Annotated in this window: 19 protein-coding genes, 2 tRNA genes, 1 pseudogene and 1 CRISPR repeat array; of the genes and pseudogenes, 9 read left to right on the top strand and 13 right to left on the bottom strand. The window is 50.5% G+C overall.

Going from position 1 to position 17,986, the window contains the following annotated elements; translation table 11 throughout:
* Window positions 1-84: 84 nt before the first annotated feature.
* The 3 genes and pseudogenes from ISF27_RS02430 to ISF27_RS13215 form a co-directional block, all read right to left on the bottom strand.
* On the bottom strand, window positions 85-462 hold the full coding sequence (locus ISF27_RS02430; RefSeq protein WP_328701481.1) for an anti-sigma factor family protein: 378 nt from the start codon (window positions 460-462) through the stop codon (window positions 85-87).
* A gap of 8 nt (window positions 463-470) precedes the next feature.
* On the bottom strand, window positions 471-1,220 hold the full coding sequence (locus ISF27_RS02425) for an HAD family hydrolase (protein ID WP_328701480.1): 750 nt from the start codon (window positions 1,218-1,220) through the stop codon (window positions 471-473).
* Between the two features lie 213 nt (window positions 1,221-1,433).
* A pseudogene (locus tag ISF27_RS13215) lies at window positions 1,434-2,123 on the bottom strand (transposase).
* 263 nt (window positions 2,124-2,386) lie between these two features.
* Between ISF27_RS13215 and ISF27_RS02410 the strand changes: the two are divergent.
* From ISF27_RS02410 to ISF27_RS02395, 4 genes are all read left to right on the top strand, one after another.
* Window positions 2,387-2,596 carry a hypothetical protein gene (locus ISF27_RS02410; RefSeq protein WP_194608773.1) on the top strand — a complete coding sequence of 70 codons (210 nt, stop codon included), beginning with the start codon at window positions 2,387-2,389 and terminating at the stop codon, window positions 2,594-2,596.
* Window positions 2,583-2,819, top strand: a complete 237-nt coding sequence (locus ISF27_RS02405; protein WP_194608772.1) for a hypothetical protein — start codon at window positions 2,583-2,585, stop codon at window positions 2,817-2,819. Before ISF27_RS02410 ends, ISF27_RS02405 begins: the two co-directional genes overlap by 14 nt.
* A 124-nt stretch (window positions 2,820-2,943) precedes the next feature.
* Window positions 2,944-3,141, top strand: a complete 198-nt coding sequence (locus ISF27_RS02400) for a hypothetical protein (RefSeq protein WP_194608771.1) — start codon at window positions 2,944-2,946, stop codon at window positions 3,139-3,141.
* A gap of 22 nt (window positions 3,142-3,163) precedes the next feature.
* Entirely contained in the window at window positions 3,164-3,424 is a 261-nt protein-coding gene (locus ISF27_RS02395; RefSeq protein ID WP_194608770.1) for a hypothetical protein, read from the top strand.
* A 332-nt stretch (window positions 3,425-3,756) separates the two neighbouring features.
* Here the strand turns inward: ISF27_RS02395 and ISF27_RS02390 are convergent, their stop codons facing one another.
* The gene (locus ISF27_RS02390) at window positions 3,757-4,809 is read right to left on the bottom strand and encodes an IS30 family transposase (RefSeq protein ID WP_194609583.1); all 1,053 of its coding nucleotides are present in this window, start codon (window positions 4,807-4,809) and stop codon (window positions 3,757-3,759) included.
* 370 nt (window positions 4,810-5,179) lie between these two features.
* On the opposite strand from ISF27_RS02390, the gene ISF27_RS02385 reads away from it, so the two are divergent.
* From ISF27_RS02385 to ISF27_RS02365, 5 genes are all read left to right on the top strand, one after another.
* On the top strand, window positions 5,180-5,431 hold the full coding sequence (locus ISF27_RS02385) for a YjcQ family protein (protein WP_194609635.1): 252 nt from the start codon (window positions 5,180-5,182) through the stop codon (window positions 5,429-5,431).
* A 59-nt stretch (window positions 5,432-5,490) separates the two neighbouring features.
* Window positions 5,491-5,562 (top strand) — tRNA-Glu (locus ISF27_RS02380).
* Window positions 5,563-5,653: 91 nt separating this feature from the next.
* Window positions 5,654-5,992, top strand: a complete 339-nt coding sequence (locus ISF27_RS02375) for a phage scaffolding protein (RefSeq protein ID WP_194608768.1) — start codon at window positions 5,654-5,656, stop codon at window positions 5,990-5,992.
* 330 nt (window positions 5,993-6,322) lie between these two features.
* On the top strand, window positions 6,323-6,496 hold the full coding sequence (locus tag ISF27_RS02370) for a type II toxin-antitoxin system HicA family toxin (protein WP_194608766.1): 174 nt from the start codon (window positions 6,323-6,325) through the stop codon (window positions 6,494-6,496).
* 41 nt (window positions 6,497-6,537) lie between these two features.
* Window positions 6,538-6,921: a type II toxin-antitoxin system HicB family antitoxin gene (locus ISF27_RS02365; protein ID WP_194608765.1), complete on the top strand. Its 384-nt coding sequence runs from the start codon at window positions 6,538-6,540 to the stop codon at window positions 6,919-6,921.
* A gap of 184 nt (window positions 6,922-7,105) precedes the next feature.
* Window positions 7,106-8,268: direct repeats of the CRISPR family, unit length 33 nt; unit sequence ATTTCTACTCACACGCCCCTCGCGGGGCGCGAC.
* A 160-nt stretch (window positions 8,269-8,428) separates the two neighbouring features.
* Here ISF27_RS02365 and cas2 read toward each other — a convergent pair.
* The 9 genes from cas2 to ISF27_RS02320 form a co-directional block, all read right to left on the bottom strand.
* Window positions 8,429-8,719, bottom strand: a complete 291-nt coding sequence (gene cas2 / locus ISF27_RS02360; protein ID WP_194608764.1) for a CRISPR-associated endonuclease Cas2 — start codon at window positions 8,717-8,719, stop codon at window positions 8,429-8,431.
* Between the two features lie 31 nt (window positions 8,720-8,750).
* Window positions 8,751-9,773, bottom strand: coding sequence for a CRISPR-associated endonuclease Cas1 (gene cas1 / locus ISF27_RS02355; RefSeq protein ID WP_235985989.1), 1,023 nt, complete (start codon window positions 9,771-9,773; stop codon window positions 8,751-8,753).
* 34 nt (window positions 9,774-9,807) lie between these two features.
* Window positions 9,808-10,476: a CRISPR-associated protein Cas4 gene (cas4, locus tag ISF27_RS02350; protein WP_194608762.1), complete on the bottom strand. Its 669-nt coding sequence runs from the start codon at window positions 10,474-10,476 to the stop codon at window positions 9,808-9,810.
* Window positions 10,477-10,568: 92 nt separating this feature from the next.
* Window positions 10,569-11,429: a type I-C CRISPR-associated protein Cas7/Csd2 gene (cas7c, locus tag ISF27_RS02345; RefSeq protein WP_194608761.1), complete on the bottom strand. Its 861-nt coding sequence runs from the start codon at window positions 11,427-11,429 to the stop codon at window positions 10,569-10,571.
* A 29-nt stretch (window positions 11,430-11,458) separates the two neighbouring features.
* Window positions 11,459-13,384 (bottom strand): type I-C CRISPR-associated protein Cas8c/Csd1, encoded by a 1,926-nt coding sequence (cas8c, locus tag ISF27_RS02340; RefSeq protein WP_194608760.1) that lies wholly within the window; start codon window positions 13,382-13,384, stop codon window positions 11,459-11,461.
* Window positions 13,378-14,145 carry a type I-C CRISPR-associated protein Cas5c gene (gene cas5c / locus ISF27_RS02335; RefSeq protein WP_194608759.1) on the bottom strand — a complete coding sequence of 256 codons (768 nt, stop codon included), beginning with the start codon at window positions 14,143-14,145 and terminating at the stop codon, window positions 13,378-13,380. The genes cas8c and cas5c overlap by 7 nt, the downstream gene beginning before the upstream one ends.
* Window positions 14,129-16,510 (bottom strand): CRISPR-associated helicase Cas3', encoded by a 2,382-nt coding sequence (cas3, locus tag ISF27_RS02330; RefSeq protein WP_194608734.1) that lies wholly within the window; start codon window positions 16,508-16,510, stop codon window positions 14,129-14,131. The genes cas5c and cas3 overlap by 17 nt, the downstream gene beginning before the upstream one ends.
* Before the next feature lie 326 nt (window positions 16,511-16,836).
* A tRNA-Leu gene (locus ISF27_RS02325) sits at window positions 16,837-16,919 on the bottom strand.
* Between the two features lie 147 nt (window positions 16,920-17,066).
* Window positions 17,067-17,984: a TrmH family RNA methyltransferase gene (locus tag ISF27_RS02320; RefSeq protein WP_194608732.1), complete on the bottom strand. Its 918-nt coding sequence runs from the start codon at window positions 17,982-17,984 to the stop codon at window positions 17,067-17,069.
* Window positions 17,985-17,986: the final 2 nt, after the last annotated feature.

Here is a 17,986-nt window from a genome sequence, read left to right as displayed (position 1 = left end):
CTGTCGATACCGGTTCACGCCCCGGGGAATGCAGATGCCGTCAATGCCGGTTCACGCCCCCTTTCCTTTCCCGGGATTTCAGAATCACGGAAAAAGCCAGATCCGGATCTGGAGCGCCGTGGCGGCGATCAGCGCCATGGCGGCGACTGTCTCGACCGCGTAGGTCACGGTCTCCATGCGGCGCAGGCGCCGGATATGCGCGTGCGATTCCGCGAGCCGCTTTTTCAGCCTGCCCACGATGTTGAACGTTCCGAAGCTGTCATCATCACGGTCCAGCTGTTCCAGGCCAACATTGACCATATAGTAGATTTCCAGTTCCTCCCGGCAGTCCGGACAGGAGTCCACATGCTTAAGGAAGTCCTCCAGCACACTGCCGTCAAGCTGCCCCTTGATGTAAGGTGTCACCAGGTGCTCAGCCTCCTCGCAGGTCATGCGGACCGCCTCCTTTCCGCCTGTCTTCACCGGAAAATTTATTCCGGACAGCTCTCCGCAAATATTCTCCGCAGATAATCCCGAACCTCAAAGAGATCATCGACGATGACCTCCGCGAGGCCGGCCATCTCACTGTCCGGCGGCAGCAGATCCGGCACCATGATGGTGTGCGCGCCGGACGCCGCGGCGGAACGGACACCGTTGTAGGAATCCTCAACCGCGTAAGCATGCTCCGGGAGAAATCCCACCTCCCGGCATGCCGTCAGATAAATGTCCGGATCCGGCTTACTTTTTTTCACCATATCCCCGCCGATCACCGTGTCAAAATAACCGAGAAGTCCGGCATGATCCAGCTGCCATAGGACGCGGTCCCGGTCCGTTGAGGAGGCAAGGGCGATCTTCTTCCCCATGCCGCGGAGAAAGGAAAGCAGTTCCCGCGCGCCCTTCTTGACCGCGAGCTCACCATTCTCCGTCTTCTCCCGAAACATCGTGAGCACTTCGTCCCGCCGTTCCTCATAAGGAAAATCCGGCCCATAGAACTCCTTAAAGATCCGCCGGCCTTCCGCGGAATTTCTGCCGATTACCGCCCGGCATGGCGTATCGATATCCCGGATTCCGTACCTGGCCGCGATCTCGTGCCAGCAGCAAAGGTTCAGGTTCTCAGAATCAAAGATGACGCCATCCATATCAAAAACCACGCCGTCCACCCGGCGCGGATGCATTTTCCTGGTATTCACTGCCATCATCAGCCTCCCCGGCGTGTGCTGAACAGCTGCAAATTTTCTCACTGCCGCGTTGAAAAGCGGCAAAAGACTACACCTATGCTACACGACATCAAATCAAATTGCAACAAAAATTACGACAGCTGTCCGGAACACTACAGTGGCAAGAAAACTTTTGAAATGGCTAAGCTCCGCCTGAAAGATCATCTCATCCCCATGCAAGATTGTGTCAAGTATTTTGTGTAAACTGGGTCAGACTTCCTGATCTGTGTCAATAGGTTATGCGGCTGATTCCTGAGCTTGCTGCTCAAACATCTCCAGTATCTCGGCGGATACCTTCATGAATCCTCGTTGTACTCTTTCCGCCTCTCCGGCAGAGCCCGATGGATACACCTTCTTCAGGTCGCACATGACGGTCTTGCGGTCCTTATTGCGGATGTATCTGGCGACGGTGTCGCAGCGTATGCTCAGATAGGTGGCATCCAAAAAAATGACGACATATTTATCTGACAGGGGACGCGAGTGGAACTTCTTTACCTGTTCGGCGACTGCCTTTGAGATGTTTGACATTGTTGACGGGCTGTAGTGATGCCCGTAGAGCTTCTCGATGAGATCGGAAATCTTCCTTGTCGTGATGCCCTTCCTGTAGAGGGTGATCATCGTTGTTTCCAGATCATCCGTTCTTCTGGCGTACTCCGGGATCAGCTACTGGTCAAAACGCCCCTGACGATCTCTTGTAATGAGAAGGTGAAGCTTTCCATACCGGGTATCGAGCTCCCGCTGATAGTAACCGTTCCGGCTATTCCCGGATCCATACCCCTGAGCGCTGTGCTTTTCATAACCCAGGAAGTCCGTCAATTCGGATTTGAGGAGATTGTTCATGGCCTCCTCAAGATGAGCCCGGAAGAACTCATCCAGAGATTCATGATTCAACATCGCTGTAGCCAGTTCTGTGTTAAGATGTGACATAGAGGAACCCCTTTCTCTGTGCGTGTTTTGTGTGGTGCTTAACACTTTACGGGGAATCAGTTCCTTTTTCTATATCTGAGGAGCTACCGTTTACACAGGATATTTTACACTATCTGCTGGAAAATCAGCAGGATAAATGATATCCATGAAATATCCGAAACCACGGGCTTTTCTAAAGACGATATAAAACAATCAAACGCCACGTATTCTTTGAAAAGCATAAGCTGTATGACGGGTATGGATTGCTGGCGCCTGATTATGATATGGCCGTAGCCTGGAACAGGCTGCGGGAAGGGCATCCGGAAGACAGGGATATTCTCTTGCTTAAACATGAGCTTCTTGAAAGCCAGCTTGAAAAAAAGTATAAGTTAAGTATGGCGGAAGCACATGAAAGAGCATCCCAAATCTTTGATTGGAGTAAAAAATTAGTTGAAGATCTTGGGGAAAAGGGGGAGCCTGATGGTTTATTGTAATCTGATCGAGCATAATGAAAGTACGGTAACGTATGCTTACGGTGAAAATATTTCAGACATTACTGGTGAAATTGTCTATGATTTCAAAAACAATGAAATTAACATCATCACAAGACCAAAAAAACATCCTGTGTTAATCAGACAGGCACAAAGCTTATTTGGCGGACACCGCAAGGAATTTCTGAACGGGGTCTTCAAGGAAAAGATCGCTTATGAAGCGTGAAAAGCACACGTTTTGTCGCAAGCTTTGTGAAAGGGCTGATAAATATGGGCGCATATAATGTGCAGGTCAAAGCAGTGAAAGCTGATTCCGGCATGTTTGATGAAGCCTATACAGAGTTCCGGACATGGAGAAAGCAGGTGAAATAATGGCTTGGGCATCGTTGGAACAGATGAAATTATACGATGAGGTGATCGCTTGGAGAAACGCTAATTCCGGGGTTCCAGAGAGCAAAATGCCTATGGATGTTAAACATAAGCTTGATAGAGTGAGAGAGCTGGCTAAAGCAGAGCAAAAGCGTTTGTATGATAACAATGAGCAATAAGCTTTGTGAAAATTAGCCGAGGATGTCGGAGAAAAAGGAGAGCCAGATGGTTTATTGCATTCTGATTAGCCATGATGAGCATTCGGTTTCATATGCCTATGGTCAAACGACTGCGGATATGACTGGAAAGCTTGTATATGATTTTATGAAGAATGAGATTCACATTGTTAATAAGCCTAAAGTTCATGCAGTATTGTTTGATCAGATGCAGAGCTTATTTGGCGGACACCGCAAGGAATTTCTGAACGGGGTCTTCAAGGAAAAGATCGCTTATGAAGCGTGAAAAGCATACGCTTCGCCGTAATCTTTGTGAAAGGACTGATAAATATGGGCGCATATAATGTGCTGGTGAAAGCAGTGAAACTAGTATGTATAACTCCAAGGACGAATTAGGCATATACAGAACTAAGGACGCTTAGCAGGAGGAAAAAGTAATGGGCTGGGCTTCGCGTGAGCATTTCGAATTATCTACAGAACTTCTAGAATGGGAACAAGCGCACAAAGGATTTCCGAAGATAAGGAGCCAGAGTACATTAAGAAAAAACGTCGTAGATATAAAGAAATTATAGAACAGGAAAAAAAGGTAAATTGCAATAACAAGTTGGACACCCTCCGCTAGGCAGTAGCCTGGTAGATTCGGTCGATTTCCTCCTCGAAGATTTCATCCGGGGTTCTGTAACCCAGGATCTTCCGTGGGAGGCAGTTACACCAGGTCTCCACATCGGAGATCTGCTGACCGGTAAAGTCATCAATCCGCTTACCCTTTGGTATGAACCTTCTGATCAGGCCGTTATGCCGCTCTACGGTTCCCTTATCGCAGGATGTGTAGGGATGGGCATAGTAGACAAGCGTATCAGCCATCTTCTCAAGTTCTGAAAGGTCGGCGAATTCCGAACCGTTATCGGTCGTAATCGTTTTGAACACTTCACCGAAGTGTTCGCTGTAAGTCTCCTGAAGCTGTTTAATTGCCTTCATGACACACGCTGATGTCTTGTTTGCAATAGGAAGCATCAGGAACTCACGGCTTTTGCGTTCAGCAAGAGTGAGCAGGACCTGATCATCCCGGGTTTTGGCACCCAATACGAGGTCACATTCCCAGTGCCCGAATTCCTCACGGGACTCGATCTCTCTGGGACGTTCCTCAATGCTGCGACCCAGCTTTTTCTTGTTGATCCGAACTCTATGTTTCTTGGACTTACGCTTCAGCTTTTCAGGAAGGTTATGGTTCCTGATGCCAAAGAGGCCAAGATCAACATAGCGGTAAAGCGTTTTTGTGCAGACGATCTGCTCTCTGGTAAATTCACCATCGAGAACAGCGCGTCCAGTGCAGGCGTCCAATGACCAGCCATCTTCTGTAAAGTGTTTCAGCACATACTCCAGAAACGCTGATCTGCTCAGGAAGTCATAATGCCGGCAACTGTGCTTTCGGTTGTCCTCATAGGCTTTCTGACCGGCAGACGCCTTATAACGGGTCACATGGCCGTTATACAAGGCAACGGAGCCACGTGCTATTTCGTTCGAGACAGTGTTCGGTGAGCAGCCGATCTCACGGGCAATTGCCCGGATGGAGTAGTGGTCTTTAAGACGAATCTGAATAAGAACCCGTTCCTCATACGAAAGATGTTTGCCTTTTATATGGGAAGATATGGTAGAATGAGAGTAGTCCATGGTGGCGATTCTCCTGTAGAAAGTTTGTTGTGGTGACTTACATTCTACCAAAGATCCTGCCATGGATCTTTATTTTATTCAGATGTCCAACTTCATTTTACAATCGGCGAACAGGAAAAAAAGCAAAAGCTTGAAGATTGTGAAGTGTAATATTTTATCTACGAATTTAGTTCTTTAAAAACGGTTGGCTTGTTGGATGCAGAGTTGAATGCTGTGCCATCTGGAGCCCGCCGTTTTTTGTTTATCTGGAGAGTGAGTCCATAAAGGAGGGGCTTCTATGGCAAAGAATGATTATTTTGTAGTCATTTACCGGATTTTAATCTATCTGTACGGGTGCATGAAGGCGGGGGAATAGCCAAGCCTTGAGTACCTGCACTATGACAACGACCAGTTTCCAGTAAATGAGGCGTACTGGAATACAATCCTCACTGACCTGGTGGAACAGGGGTACATCCGGAATGTTCCGCTTGTCCCGGTTGTCGGGAATACCCATAAGCTTGCAAGACTTACGGAGGACGTCATGATCACTCCGGCCGGGATTGAATTTCTTAATGACAACAGCACGATCGAGAAAGCAAAGCAGTTCCTCAAGGACATCAAGGCGATCGTTCCGGGGATGTGAGGTTTTAAAAAATTGATCAAAGAACAGGGCATCGGCTAAATGGCCGGTGCCTTTTTCATGCCCGGCTGGACGAATGGTAAAGCCGCTGCCCTTTCACGGCAGGGATGCAGGTTCAATTCCTGCGCCGGGTGCTGTCCTGCTGGAGGACGTAAAAAGCCAGAAACCAGCTAATCATGGGAGGCGCAACCTCGTAAAAAAGCGTGAATGAAAGGATGGAGGCACATGAAACGAGATTTTCTGAAGAACCTTGGGCTTGCAGATGACGTGATCGATAAGATCATGGACGAGAACGGGAAGGACATCAATACTTCCCGCGCAGAGATGGATGCGGTCACGAAGGAACGTGACACGTATAAGGGCACGGTTGGCGACTACGAGAAGCAGCTGGCCGAGCTGAAGAAGTCTGCCGGGGACAACGAGGCGCTGACCACCAAGATAGCGGAACTCCATGCGGCTAACAAGAAGGCTGCCCAGGACATTATCCAGCTCAAGCTAGACAGCACAGTAGAGCTTGGCCTCGCCAACGCGAAGGCAAAGGATCCCAAAGCGGGGCGCGACTGATCTGGCTCTTTCCGTGAACCTGAATTCCGGATTTCTACTCACACGCCCCTCGGGGGCGCGACATCGCCAAAATGTCGTTGTCCCGTCATGACGGCGATTTCTACTCACACGCCTCTCGCGGGGCGCGACGCACCCGAAGTAGAAACATTCAGGGATCCATCTTTATTTCTACTCACACGCCCCTCGCGGGGCGCGACGGGGGAAGTTGTAGAACCGATCAGATCGAGACGGAGGCGCACCGCGGGAAATAATAATTACGTAATTTGTGCATTTCTCTCTTTACATTACGTAATTTGCGTACTACAATATATTTGTAAGGAGGGCGGGGGAATGAAATACAGAGACCTGGTAAGGCAGCTAAAGCAAGCCGGATATAAAAAAGTCCGGGACGGGGATCACGAGATTTACGAAAAACCAGGAAGCAGGCCGGTAATGGTTCCCAAGCACCGGGAGATCAATGAGAATACAGCAAGACAAATTCTCCGGGATGCGGGGCTGAAATAAGCCCCATCCCCCCTTAATATATAAAATTGAAGGAGGCACCTATGAAAAGCGAATACATTTATCCCGCAGTCTTCCACCTGAACCGCGACGACGGTTCCTACACGATTACTTTCCCTGACCTCCCCGGATGCATAAGCGAGGGTAAATCCCTCGGCAATGCGATCACCATGGCGGCATCGGCGCTTGCCGAATGGATCAGCTATTTGCTGGACAAGGGCGAGGATATCCCTGAACCGGGCGATCTGTCTGGCATCAGCATTAACCCGGATGAATTTGTTAATTTCGTGAGGGCAGACATCAAGGACAACCGGGCAGTGCGGAGGACAGTCAGCATCCCGAAATGGATGGACGAAGAAGTAAGTAAGCAGGGGCTGAGCCTTTCGAAGGTATTGCAGGACACATTGAAAGAAAAATTTACGGCATAAGCGTTTACAGGAGGGTGGAGTATGTTGACCGAAGAATTAAAGCAGTTCGTTGATAAATATAATATCACTGTTGTAAATCCGATCGAGAGCTACCGCAAGGAACACAACCTTCCAGATGACAAATGGCTGCTGAAAGTGATCTATGGCGATAAGGCCATGAAAGATGGAGTTTGGGAAACAATTAATTTCTACTCACACGCCCCTCGCGGGGCGCGACATGCCGGTCTATATGTCCAGCCCGCGCCCCGATATTTCTACTCACACGCCCCTCGCGGGGCGCGACGAGAAAGATCATGGACGGCTATCGCGAAACGGTAATTTCTACTCACACGCCCCTCGCGGGGCGCGACGGGTCATCGACGTTCGCCGTGATTACAATCGAATTTCTACTCACACGCCCCTCGCGGGGCGCGACGCGGGAGACCCCAGATCCCGGCGAGAGCGGCGTAATTTCTACTCACACGCCCCTCGCGGGGCGCGACTGCTTCCCAGTGCCGTCTCAGCAGCATCCCCATAATTTCTACTCACACGCCCCTCGCGGGGCGCGACTTGTCCAGTCACCGTCTCCTGCCTGCACCTTAGTATTTCTACTCACACGCCCCTCGCGGGGCGCGACACGCATCCCGGAAGGTTAAGCCGGAGGATATAATTTCTACTCACACGCCCCTCGCGGGGCGCGACACAACGACGATCCGGAAACCTACAAGGCGATGACATTTCTACTCACACGCCCCTCGCGGGGCGCGACACGTGGAGACTGGCAAGGCAAGGCCGCAGGTTGATTTCTACTCACACGCCCCTCGCGGGGCGCGACTGCCTTTAGCGTGGCGCTGTCGATCCAGGTGACAATTTCTACTCACACGCCCCTCGCGGGGCGCGACATACTCGGACACGCTCCACCAGTATCCGGATAATATTTCTACTCACACGCCCCTCGCGGGGCGCGACGCGGACTCGAAATGGCTGCTGAAATCCCGGACGATGATTTCTACTCACACGCCCCTCGCGGGGCGCGACAGGATGAACTTCCGCGAGTAGAAAAGGCCATCATTTCTACTCACACGCCCCTCGCGGGGCGCGACAAATTATGCATCGCCATACTACGACCCGGATAATTTCTACTCACACGCCCCTCGCGGGGCGCGACACATCACCGCATATTGCTGGCATCGTACAGCATATTTCTACTCACACGCCCCTCGCGGGGCGCGACCAGGGCGTGTATTTTTGGACGCGCACGGCGTGAAAGATTTCTACTCACACGCCCCTCGCGGGGCGCGACCCATGGCTTGGCCGGCAGTGTGAGCGCGGCAGATTTCTACTCACACGCCCCTCGCGGGGCGCGACCGCAATATGTTGTAAATTTCTTTCGGCCGCGCCAGAATTTGTGGTGAGAGGCGGAAAATACATCAAATTAGTTGCATTTTGGGTCCATTATTCTTTCTTTATCATTGCGAACTTAACCGATTTTTCCAATCACCATAGGTTCGCCGACAAATCACCTCCATCAAATAATAATCGTTCCCTCCGGGTCATATCCGCTCTTCACGCCAATATGTTCAATCCTCCGTTTCCAATGATTTCCCAAATAATAGAAGCGCATACTGTCAGAATCCTTATCCATGATCTTCAGGAGCTCCTCTTTTAATTTGAGAAAAGTCGAATAATCCAGATTCGCCTCGAACACCGAATTTTGCACTCTCTGGGCATGCGCTTCGCACGCCTTCGCTACTTTTCTTAAACGTCTTTTCCCATCTGTTGTTTCTGTGGATACATCATAGCTGATTACCACCATCATATCATTTTTCTTCTTTCGGATAAAATACTGCTCATTTTAAAAACTGCTTTAACAGGACCGGGATATACTCCTCCATTTCTCCACGCACATATTTTGCCAGAAGATTGCTCTGCACATAGGGTAAAAGGCCATACGGTATTTTCTCCCTGATGATGGGATGATAAACCATCGTCCTTTTCTTCTCCTGCCACTTTTGAATAAATTTCTTTCGGCCATTCTCATTGAGCAATACAGCGCCGGTTACCTGATGATCAAAATCCTTCTCCCCGATGATTTTAAGATTCAATAATGTTAGAACAAATCGCTCTCCGATACTGCGAAATTCTTCAACCATATCACATGCCAGAGAAGGCCGGCCACTCCGCAGCGTGTGGTAAAACCCGATATAGCTGTCAAGTCCCACTGTCTCAAGCGCCGCGGAGCAATCCATTGTTTCCAGCGTATAGGCAAAAGAAAGCAGTGCATTGACCGGATCGAGAGGCGGTCGCATATTACGGAATTGAAATGTATCCCCGAGACTATTTCCTATAATCAATTTGGGAAATATGCTGAAGTATGAACTCGCGCAATTACCCTCTATTCCCAGTAAAGATTTCAATGAACTGCACGCTTCCGCCTTCGTTATACCGTCCTCCAACGTCTGAACAACATGATTGATTTTCTCATCCGCTTTTAATTCCGGATGATCGTGCAGAGTACGTTTTATTGTTGCGATACAATTACTGAACTTCGCCGCTGTTTCATTTTTCGCAAGTTGAAGCCCCTGTTCCCGAAACCGATCAATCTGCTGAACGCGCAGAAACACATTTCCCTTTGTCTCACCATATACTTTTGCAAGAAACTTCCCACCCGGCGACACATAATTGATTGGCACCCGTTTCTTGACGCATTCTCCCATCAGTGATGGCGAACACCCGAGATAGCTGAAACAGACAATGCCTTCGATATTGTCCAGAGGAACTTTCAGTTTTGTCTCATCTTTAATGGAACAGACGAGATTATTGTTTTCCAGCGTTAAATACGCCTGCTCATTTGTCACATAGATTGTATTCAATAGTTTTCGCATGACCAGCCTCTGCCTGATGGGATCATTGATCCGCCTGGCACAAGAATTGATGAAAATCGTATGACGTTTTCTTCTGCAGCACCTCGGGGATACATAGATCATGGAACGAACATCCGCTGCACTTCTGCTTTCGCCGTATGGGCGGTATTTCGCCACGCACAGTATACTGCCGGATATCTGAAAGAATCCGCTTTAATTTTCCCAGATAATCATCATATCTTTCTTTAAGCGGTAAGCTGACACGCTTCTTGACGTCTGCATAGTAAATTACTCCCCGGGAATCGCAGTGGAAAATATGGTCCACGCATAGCTTCTGTGCAAACACCTGCAGAGCGTCATCCTCATGAAAATCCTGACCTTCCGGTTTTCTAGGCTTGTATTCCACAATCATCAGCTGATAGTTGCCTTGATAACCCGGTACCTCAATCCCCCCTGCGGATTTTCTCAGCTCGATGCAGTCTGTCACTCCATAGATCCCGATCTCATCATGATAAACCGGAACCGATGTCAACACCCGCTTGCCTCTTTCAAAATAGGACTGGTCCGGATCATGTACACGACTGTGAAGCAGATTTCCCTTTGTGACAAAATAGTTTTCCGCCCATGAGCAGTCGATGTTGATCAGTCCCCAGCGATGCGGGCAATACATATAATGCTGCAGGTTACGAATACTTACGCTGATTTCTTCCATTTTCGGTCCTGTCTTCTGCAATTACGGATCCTTGCCGGCCGGATGTCATCGCCTCCTGATTGGGTACATGATTCCGGTCAGCAGCCTTAAGATCAATACGCAATCAGTGTCACACCGTCCGGAAGATCCCTGTTCACTGTAACTTCGTAGTCCTCAAACCTGCGGGGGACGACAATGCCATCTTTCAGATTTACCGCGATTTTTCTGTCCAATTCCGGGAACCTTGCATTGCCGAGGATATTGTCATGTTTGAACACATAAAGGCCGCGCACTTCCATATCACCTCTGGCCGCGCTGCGATCTTCATCAAACATATTGAGAAGTGCCTGCCAAAGCAGCTCCACATCATCTTCGGAAAGCCCGGTAACCTTATTGGCAAGGGCCGCAGAGATATGCCCGCTCATTCGGTACAACGCATAGGGCACGATGTTCTTTGTTCCCATCTCCGTATCTCCCTTGGCCGCGCGCGCTTCATCTGTCTTTGCCTGCCGGGTAATCGTCACGTTGTTGATCGCGATCGGGGAGATACTATCCGCAAAGCTGAACTGCACCGGTCCACGGACGATGCCGCAGGAATTCTTACCGGTCGACATAACCGCCCCGAATGTCCTGACATCATAATAATTCCGGCACATAAACTTCTGCGCCTTGAGTTCAACAGGAAGATTTGTCCCTTTCTTGGTAACATCCGTCTCCAACCCTTCAGCTTCATATGCCGCCTTAAACTTGTCATTTAACGGCTTGTCATTCTTAATCAGGATGTTATATCCCTCCGCGCCGTCCTTAACCAGATCGACATAATTTCTGACCTTGCGTTTAAGGCAGACATCCGTGACATACCCGATTCCGGTCTCCGCGTCTACTCTCGGCTCGTTCCCGGCATCCGGATCACCATTGGGATTGCCGTTGGTGACGTCAAACAGGTACACAAAATCATACTTATTCTGTAACATTTTTGATCTCCCTTCCGTCAATTCTTACTTTATTCGTTATTGTTGTTTTTCTTGAAAAATGCACTGTATCTGTGCGAATATCCCAGAATAAACCGTCCCTGGTCATATAGATTTAACGTTCCCGGGAATTCTCCGCTAAGCTTATCCAGTGTTTCCGTCAGGATCTTCTCATCATTCGCTGCCCAGCCGGGATGTTCCCGCTGCAATTTCTTCATGTGATGCGTAGACAATTTGATCAGTTTCGGCATCACTGCCGCCGGATTGGACACCGCCATGCTGAAATAGGCATCCTTGATGGTTCGATTCAGCCGCTCCGGTTTTTCATGATCTAAACCGGTTCCATTGTCCTCCAAGGGAACGGCCTTAGTTGATCCCTGCCGCAGCGAATCTTCCTGAATCTTCTGAAGCACAGCAAACAGCGCCCCGCATACATAAGCAGGATTGGTATTGTTACCATCATAAGCCATAGAAATCTTCTCCTTTGCATTTCGAATCAGGCAGGCCTTAATGAATCCCGGCCTGATATATCTTGATCGGTACGACAGCTGCTGTTCGGAATCCTTTTTCATCCGGGTGATCATGCGCTGCAAACACCATACCGGATACGGTGTCCCTTCGATAACAGCACGAAATAAAGTGTCAAAAGACGTATCATCATCCTCCGGATGCGTCGATGACGGCGAGACAAGTTCCTGCTTGACCGCGCTGAGCGCGACCGGTCTCTGCCTGGAAAATATCTGCAGTTCCTGCTGAAACCTGGCGATATTCTCCAGAAGCTTTCCAAATTTTTTCCGTACAAGATACTTTACCTGAATTCTTGAGGCGTTCGGGGCAAGACATAGAATATAGAAATCCGTATCTGCCGTGATCCGCCTTTGCACATCGGCAAGCTTTGTATCGGTAACCGTCCCGGCGTTTGCACTGCCGATGAGCCCTCTAAGCGCTGAATCCAATTCCTCCGCGGAATATTGGTCTGACGGCTGATCAAATATGGTTTTACACAAAATATCATTATCTGAATTCCCGTCGGAGGACCAGTACACAATGGTCTGCCCGTCAATATAGCTGTGATTCGACGGGCTGACCAGCAGAAAATTCAAAGCCTTGGTATAACGCTTCATCGCTCTAACCGATATGCAGGCATTTTCCCCCTGCTCATGCCCGTAGGACAGGAACGATTCCGGCTTGAAATTCACAAGGCTCGGGTTAATCCCGGCATTCCTGATGCCGATGCCCCTGCCTGCAATCATGGCATCGTGAACCTCCGCGACCGGAAGTTTTTCCCCGGTGACCGCGCACTGGCAGATCACCTGATCCGCCATGCCGCTGTCCTCCGTTTCCCGCATCTTCCCCCATTTCTGACGGACCTGGTCTTCCTCCTGCAGGCACATTTCCGGATGACCTTCGAGGCAGAAAACAAATTTGCATTTATTTAAATCCGCCTTGATCCCCATAAGATAGGGATTCTTCGTCTCCTGTGCCGGCTGCCATGTCTCGGCAAACCGGACATAGGCCATGGCAATCGGCGATGTCATGTCTCCGAAATCCTGCCGGACTTCCTGACAGAAACTCTGATGCTGTAAGTTCAGTTTTCCCTTCTGCTTTGCCGTTGTCCCATTCGACTCGGTTGAAAGCATATCCTCATCGCCGTTTTTTCCCGGATGATACTCTAATCCGAAAATATACCCGGGCCGTACTTCGACATAGTTGGCACTCACCGTGGTTGAACGCGGTCTCTCCGGAATACTCATCTTCTTCGGGAAAATCCTGGTGACGGATTTCCCCTTGGCATTTTCCACCGTCTCCGAATTCCGGCAATCCTGAAGCCCCACAAGTTTTCCCTCCGGGGACAGGATAATCTGATAACTGATGTCTGTATCGGCATAGCCGGAATCCGTGATCATATTTCTCGCAATGAGGACATTATAGTAATCATTTAACGCGCTGATCAGCATAACAACGCCCCCCTGTACTTGGCGACATCAATGACACCATCCTGCATCACCGGCCGGTAAAACCGGCTCTCCGCCTCATCCGAATAAATATTCCGTTTCCAGTCATCATTGACCGGATGGCCTCCGTCTTTAAAACATACCTTATAGAGCATAAACCCGAGATCCCTTGTCCCCACGTTCTCAGGACTGATTTCCTCCCTGTCGAAATGATCCGTCAGAACAATGTCCGCCGGAAATTCGGCACACCCGAGGCAGGGCTGGCGGAAATACTGCCCCTTTCTGCAGCGCCTGATAAATTCCGCCTCATGTTTTTTCAACGGATCACATTCCCGGCTCTCCCGTTCCCCGCGAATTCCCGTAAGTTCGATGTGAAATTCAACGCCGTATCGGACATTTTTCAAAATCATCGAAGCTCTCTGCGTCCGCTCATCCCCGATATTGGTGTAAATGCGCGGATCGGTGATGATCTCGTTTTGCCCGCCCTCCTTCACTTTCTGTGCTTCGAGCATCTGGGCCTTCATCTTGCTGAACTTCACCTTTGACTTCACTTCATTGCGCCTGACATTCGTAAATACGATCGGATGATAGACAACAATTTTATCAATTTCGTACCGCATGGCCGGTTTCCAATAAACGCTTTTTAACAGTCCTTCCAGCGCTCCTGGCGTCGGAACATCATAGCTCACCCGTTCCGCCTTCATCTCCGGCCGGGTAAAGCACGCCCGCGGCCCGCTCACAATCACTTTAATCGACATAATCATCCACCCCCTCCGTCAGAATTCCTTTTTCCCTGCGGTAATACTCCATATTGGCAAGGCATAGGATACGGTTCCCGCGTCCTTTTCCGCCGGGCGCTGCCGGCCTGATCCGGTCAGCTAGATTTTCCACCACCCCCTGGCGGTAGAGCTCTTCCAGCATATTTCTCGGCACGCTGCAGGTATACTGCTGCAGCTGGCGCATCGTGTTTCGCGATATGCCGCAATAGCGGATCTGTTCAACAAGATTCTGTGCTTCCTCTGTCTCCGGGACGATCACTGACTCGTCCGCGCTGATGATCATTTCCGGCTCGTAGGACGCGAATGGAATGGATCCGATCGGAATGTTTCTTGCATTCACGGGGATCCCGTTTGCCATCATCTGACGAGCCATCGATTTGCCGGTGATTTTGTCCTCGTCAGCAAGATAAACCCGCTGATAATATTCCCGGATACACAGCTCATCGGAAACGTCCGGATATTCCTTGAGGAGCGCACGGGTGACCATGACTTTCGGATCCTTATCCGCCCGTCTTGTGTCCGTTCCATCACGCAGTTCAAAAACATAAACATCCCCGGATTTTCTCTTTCCTTCCCGATTGCATCGGCCGCCCGTCTGCAGGATGCTGTCCAGGCCGGTCAGCTCCCGGTAGGCAGTGCAAAAGTCCAGGTCAACTCCCGCTTCAATCAGAGACGTTGAGATGACGATCACCGGATCGGAATCTTCCCTTACCGCGGCAAGTGCCTGCCGGATCCCGTCAATCGTCAACTGGATATCCCGCTTGGTCATGTATGTGGATAAATGATAAAGTCCTTTTCTGGATTCGCCGCCCAGCTTTTCATAGAAACTGCGCGCAGTTTTTCTGGAATTGACCACAACCAGCGTTGACGGCGAACTGCCAAGCTGCGTCAGAAGCTGTTCTTCCGTTATCCGGCCAAGGTTCTGGAACCTGCACTTGCGGAATACATCAAACCGGCTTTTGTCCGGCACAAGTTCCCGAACCCGAAGTCCCGGCAGGGAATAGCGGTCAAGCAGTTCACGATAATCCGGCATCGTAGCTGTCAAAAAGATCGCTTTGCAGCCAAGCTTTTTCGTCAGCACAGCGATTCCCTCCAGACAGGGCTGCATAAAATCCACCGGAATCAGGTGTGCTTCGTCGAAGATCAAAACGCTGTCCGCCATATTGTGCATTTTCCGGAGCCTGCTCCGCCGATGGGAAAAAAGTGTCTCAAAAAACTGCACTTCCGTTGTTATAATAAAGTCCGCATCCCAGTTCTCAACTGCCTGACCAACCTGCAGCTTATACGCATCATCCGCGTTCTCATCGTCTTCAACCGAATACGTTGACTGATGCCGCAGGATATTGGCCACCCTCGTACCCCCGCCGCCTTCCCCGTTGAAAATCTGCTGAAACTGATCCGCTGTCTGGGAAATAATGCTGTTATACGGGATGACATAGATAATATGTTTCTTCTGTTCCCCGAGTGCTTTCATCAGCGCACACTTCGCGCTGCATAGGGTTTTTCCGCTGCCGGTTGGCATGCTCATCAGATAAACGTCCGCGTCCTCCGCAATATTCTGAAATGCCTGCTCCTGAATATCCGAGCGTGTCTGCTGGAGAAGTGTCCGGTTCGCATTTTTCCTGAACGATTCCATCTGCCTGTCCAGTTTTTCAAGGCACGCCGCGAAATCCGTTCTCAGCGTCGCCCTTTCCGTATCCTTGCAAAAATGCTCTGTATCCAGGGAATCCGCATCAACAAGGCACGAATAGCAATATCGGATGAGATACGAAGTCTCATCGATCAACAGTTCGGCCATTCTCTGCGGATCGGTCTTCTGAAGTTTCCTGGCTTCTTCCAGCAGATAATTTCCCAATCTTCCCTGGTCGACCGGACGAAGCGATACTTCTTTCCTGTACGCATCATAGGATTCAAAATCAGTCTGTTTGAGCCGGCCGGAAAGAGTGGCATGTCCGCCGGAAATCTCTCCGGGCTGATCTTCCTTCCTGCCGCCATCCGGAAGTCCGGCATGATGTCCGGCAATGCAGTATTCCATATAGATCGCTGCCGGCATACCGAGCCTTTTCCCCGCTTCGATCGCGCCGCAGGTGGAATGATCGACGCGGAGATTTTCCCCACGGATTTTCTTCTGAAAGGATGCCTGATATTTCCCGATATCATGGAGAATGCCCATGTCAAATACAACGTTTTTCCATGGATCCGCAGCCATGGCCGCTGCCAATTCCGCGGTCTTCTCCAGATGATCGCATACCGGCTGTTTCCAGCTATCCGGGAGAGAATCCACCGCCTGTTCCGAACCCGCGGCAGCGCCAGCCTCGTTTTCTTTAAGATGTGCGATATATTGAATCATTTTACAACTCCTGCTGAATTCTCACTTCAATTGTCTTACAATGATTATAGATCAAGATAGAGAGATTGCAATATATTATAAATAATTAGAGTTGTTTTTTGTATTGATAAAGAGATGGCCGATCCGCACGAACCGGCCATCCCCTCCCTGCATCAATTCCTGCTGATAAAAAATTAATTTCTACTCACAATCGCCGTCCTTGTACGACAGCGACGATATGGATGCACGCCCGCCATGATTATACAGGACACATTGCAGGAAAAATTTATGGCATAAATCGAGTAGGAGAAAGTCTCCCGTGGAGGCTTTCTCCTACTCGATTGCAATGCCGGCAGTGGGACTCGAACCCACACGATGCTGCCATCAAAGGATTTTGAGTCCTCCTCGTCTGCCATTCCGACATGCCGGCCTGGAACGCATCTGCATCATTTCCGAAATTTCAGGAACAGTTGTCATTGTATCAAAGTTTCCGATACTCCGCAAGGTTTTCCGGAAAGGTTTAGGCGAGTTCTGCCCAGCACCGTCCCCCGCGGGAGAACCCCGCTTTCCCCTGCCATCACCTTTTCCTGAGTTCCCAGAACGCGACCGCGGACGCAGCCGCAACGTTCAGCGAATCTACGCCGTGCCCCATCGGGATAATCACCGGAATATCGCTCATCCGGATGGTCTTCTCTGTGAGCCCGTCCCCCTCCGTGCCGAGAATCAGGGCAAGCTTTTCCTTCTCCCGAAGGCGCGGGTCATCGAGAGGCACCGCGTCGTCGCGGAGCGCCAGGGAGACGAGGAAAAATCCTTCCCGACGAAGAAGCTTGAGGCAGTTTTCCGGCCAGTCCTCCGCTTTCCGGACTGAAGTCCAAGGCACCTGGAAGACTGTGCCCATACTCACCCGGGCGGCGCGGCGGTAAAGGGGATCCGTACACCCCGGCGAAAGAAGCACCGCGTCAACCCCGAGCGCGGCTGCCGAGCGGAACATCGCCCCGAGATTGGTCGGGTTTTCCACGCTCTCGAAGACCGCGATCCGGGAGGCACCGTGCAGGATGTCACTGACAGGGGGAAGCGCACGCCGCCGCATCGCGCAGAGGACGCCTCTCGTCAGCGGAAAGCCGGTCAGCCGGGAAAGCACCTGAAAATCCGCCGTATAGACCGGGAAAATGGCATTTTCCCCGAAAGAGGCCGGCGCGGAACCGAAATCTTTCTCCGCATTTTCCGGAACTCGGCCGGCATTTTCCCCCGCGTGCGCTTCCGCGCAGCGGGCGATCACCTCCGCGGTTTCAGGGTCGGTACACCTTCCCGTCTCCGCGAGGAGGGATACCGGCCGATAGCCGGCATCCAGCGCTCTCCCGATCACCTTCGGGCTCTCCGCGATGAAGAGCCCGGGTCCGGGTTCAAAGGCGTGCAGGAGCTCCGGCTCCCTGAGCCTCGCGTACACCGAGAGCGCAGGGTCATCAAAATCGTGAATCGGAATATAGTCCACCATTG

This window comes from Clostridium vitabionis, from assembly GCF_015351765.1.
GTDB classification, from domain to species: domain Bacteria; phylum Bacillota; class Clostridia; order Lachnospirales; family Lachnospiraceae; genus Clostridium_R; species Clostridium_R vitabionis.
The sequence above is the reverse complement of the archived record's forward strand: the minus strand, read 5'-3'. Positions and strand labels throughout refer to the sequence as shown.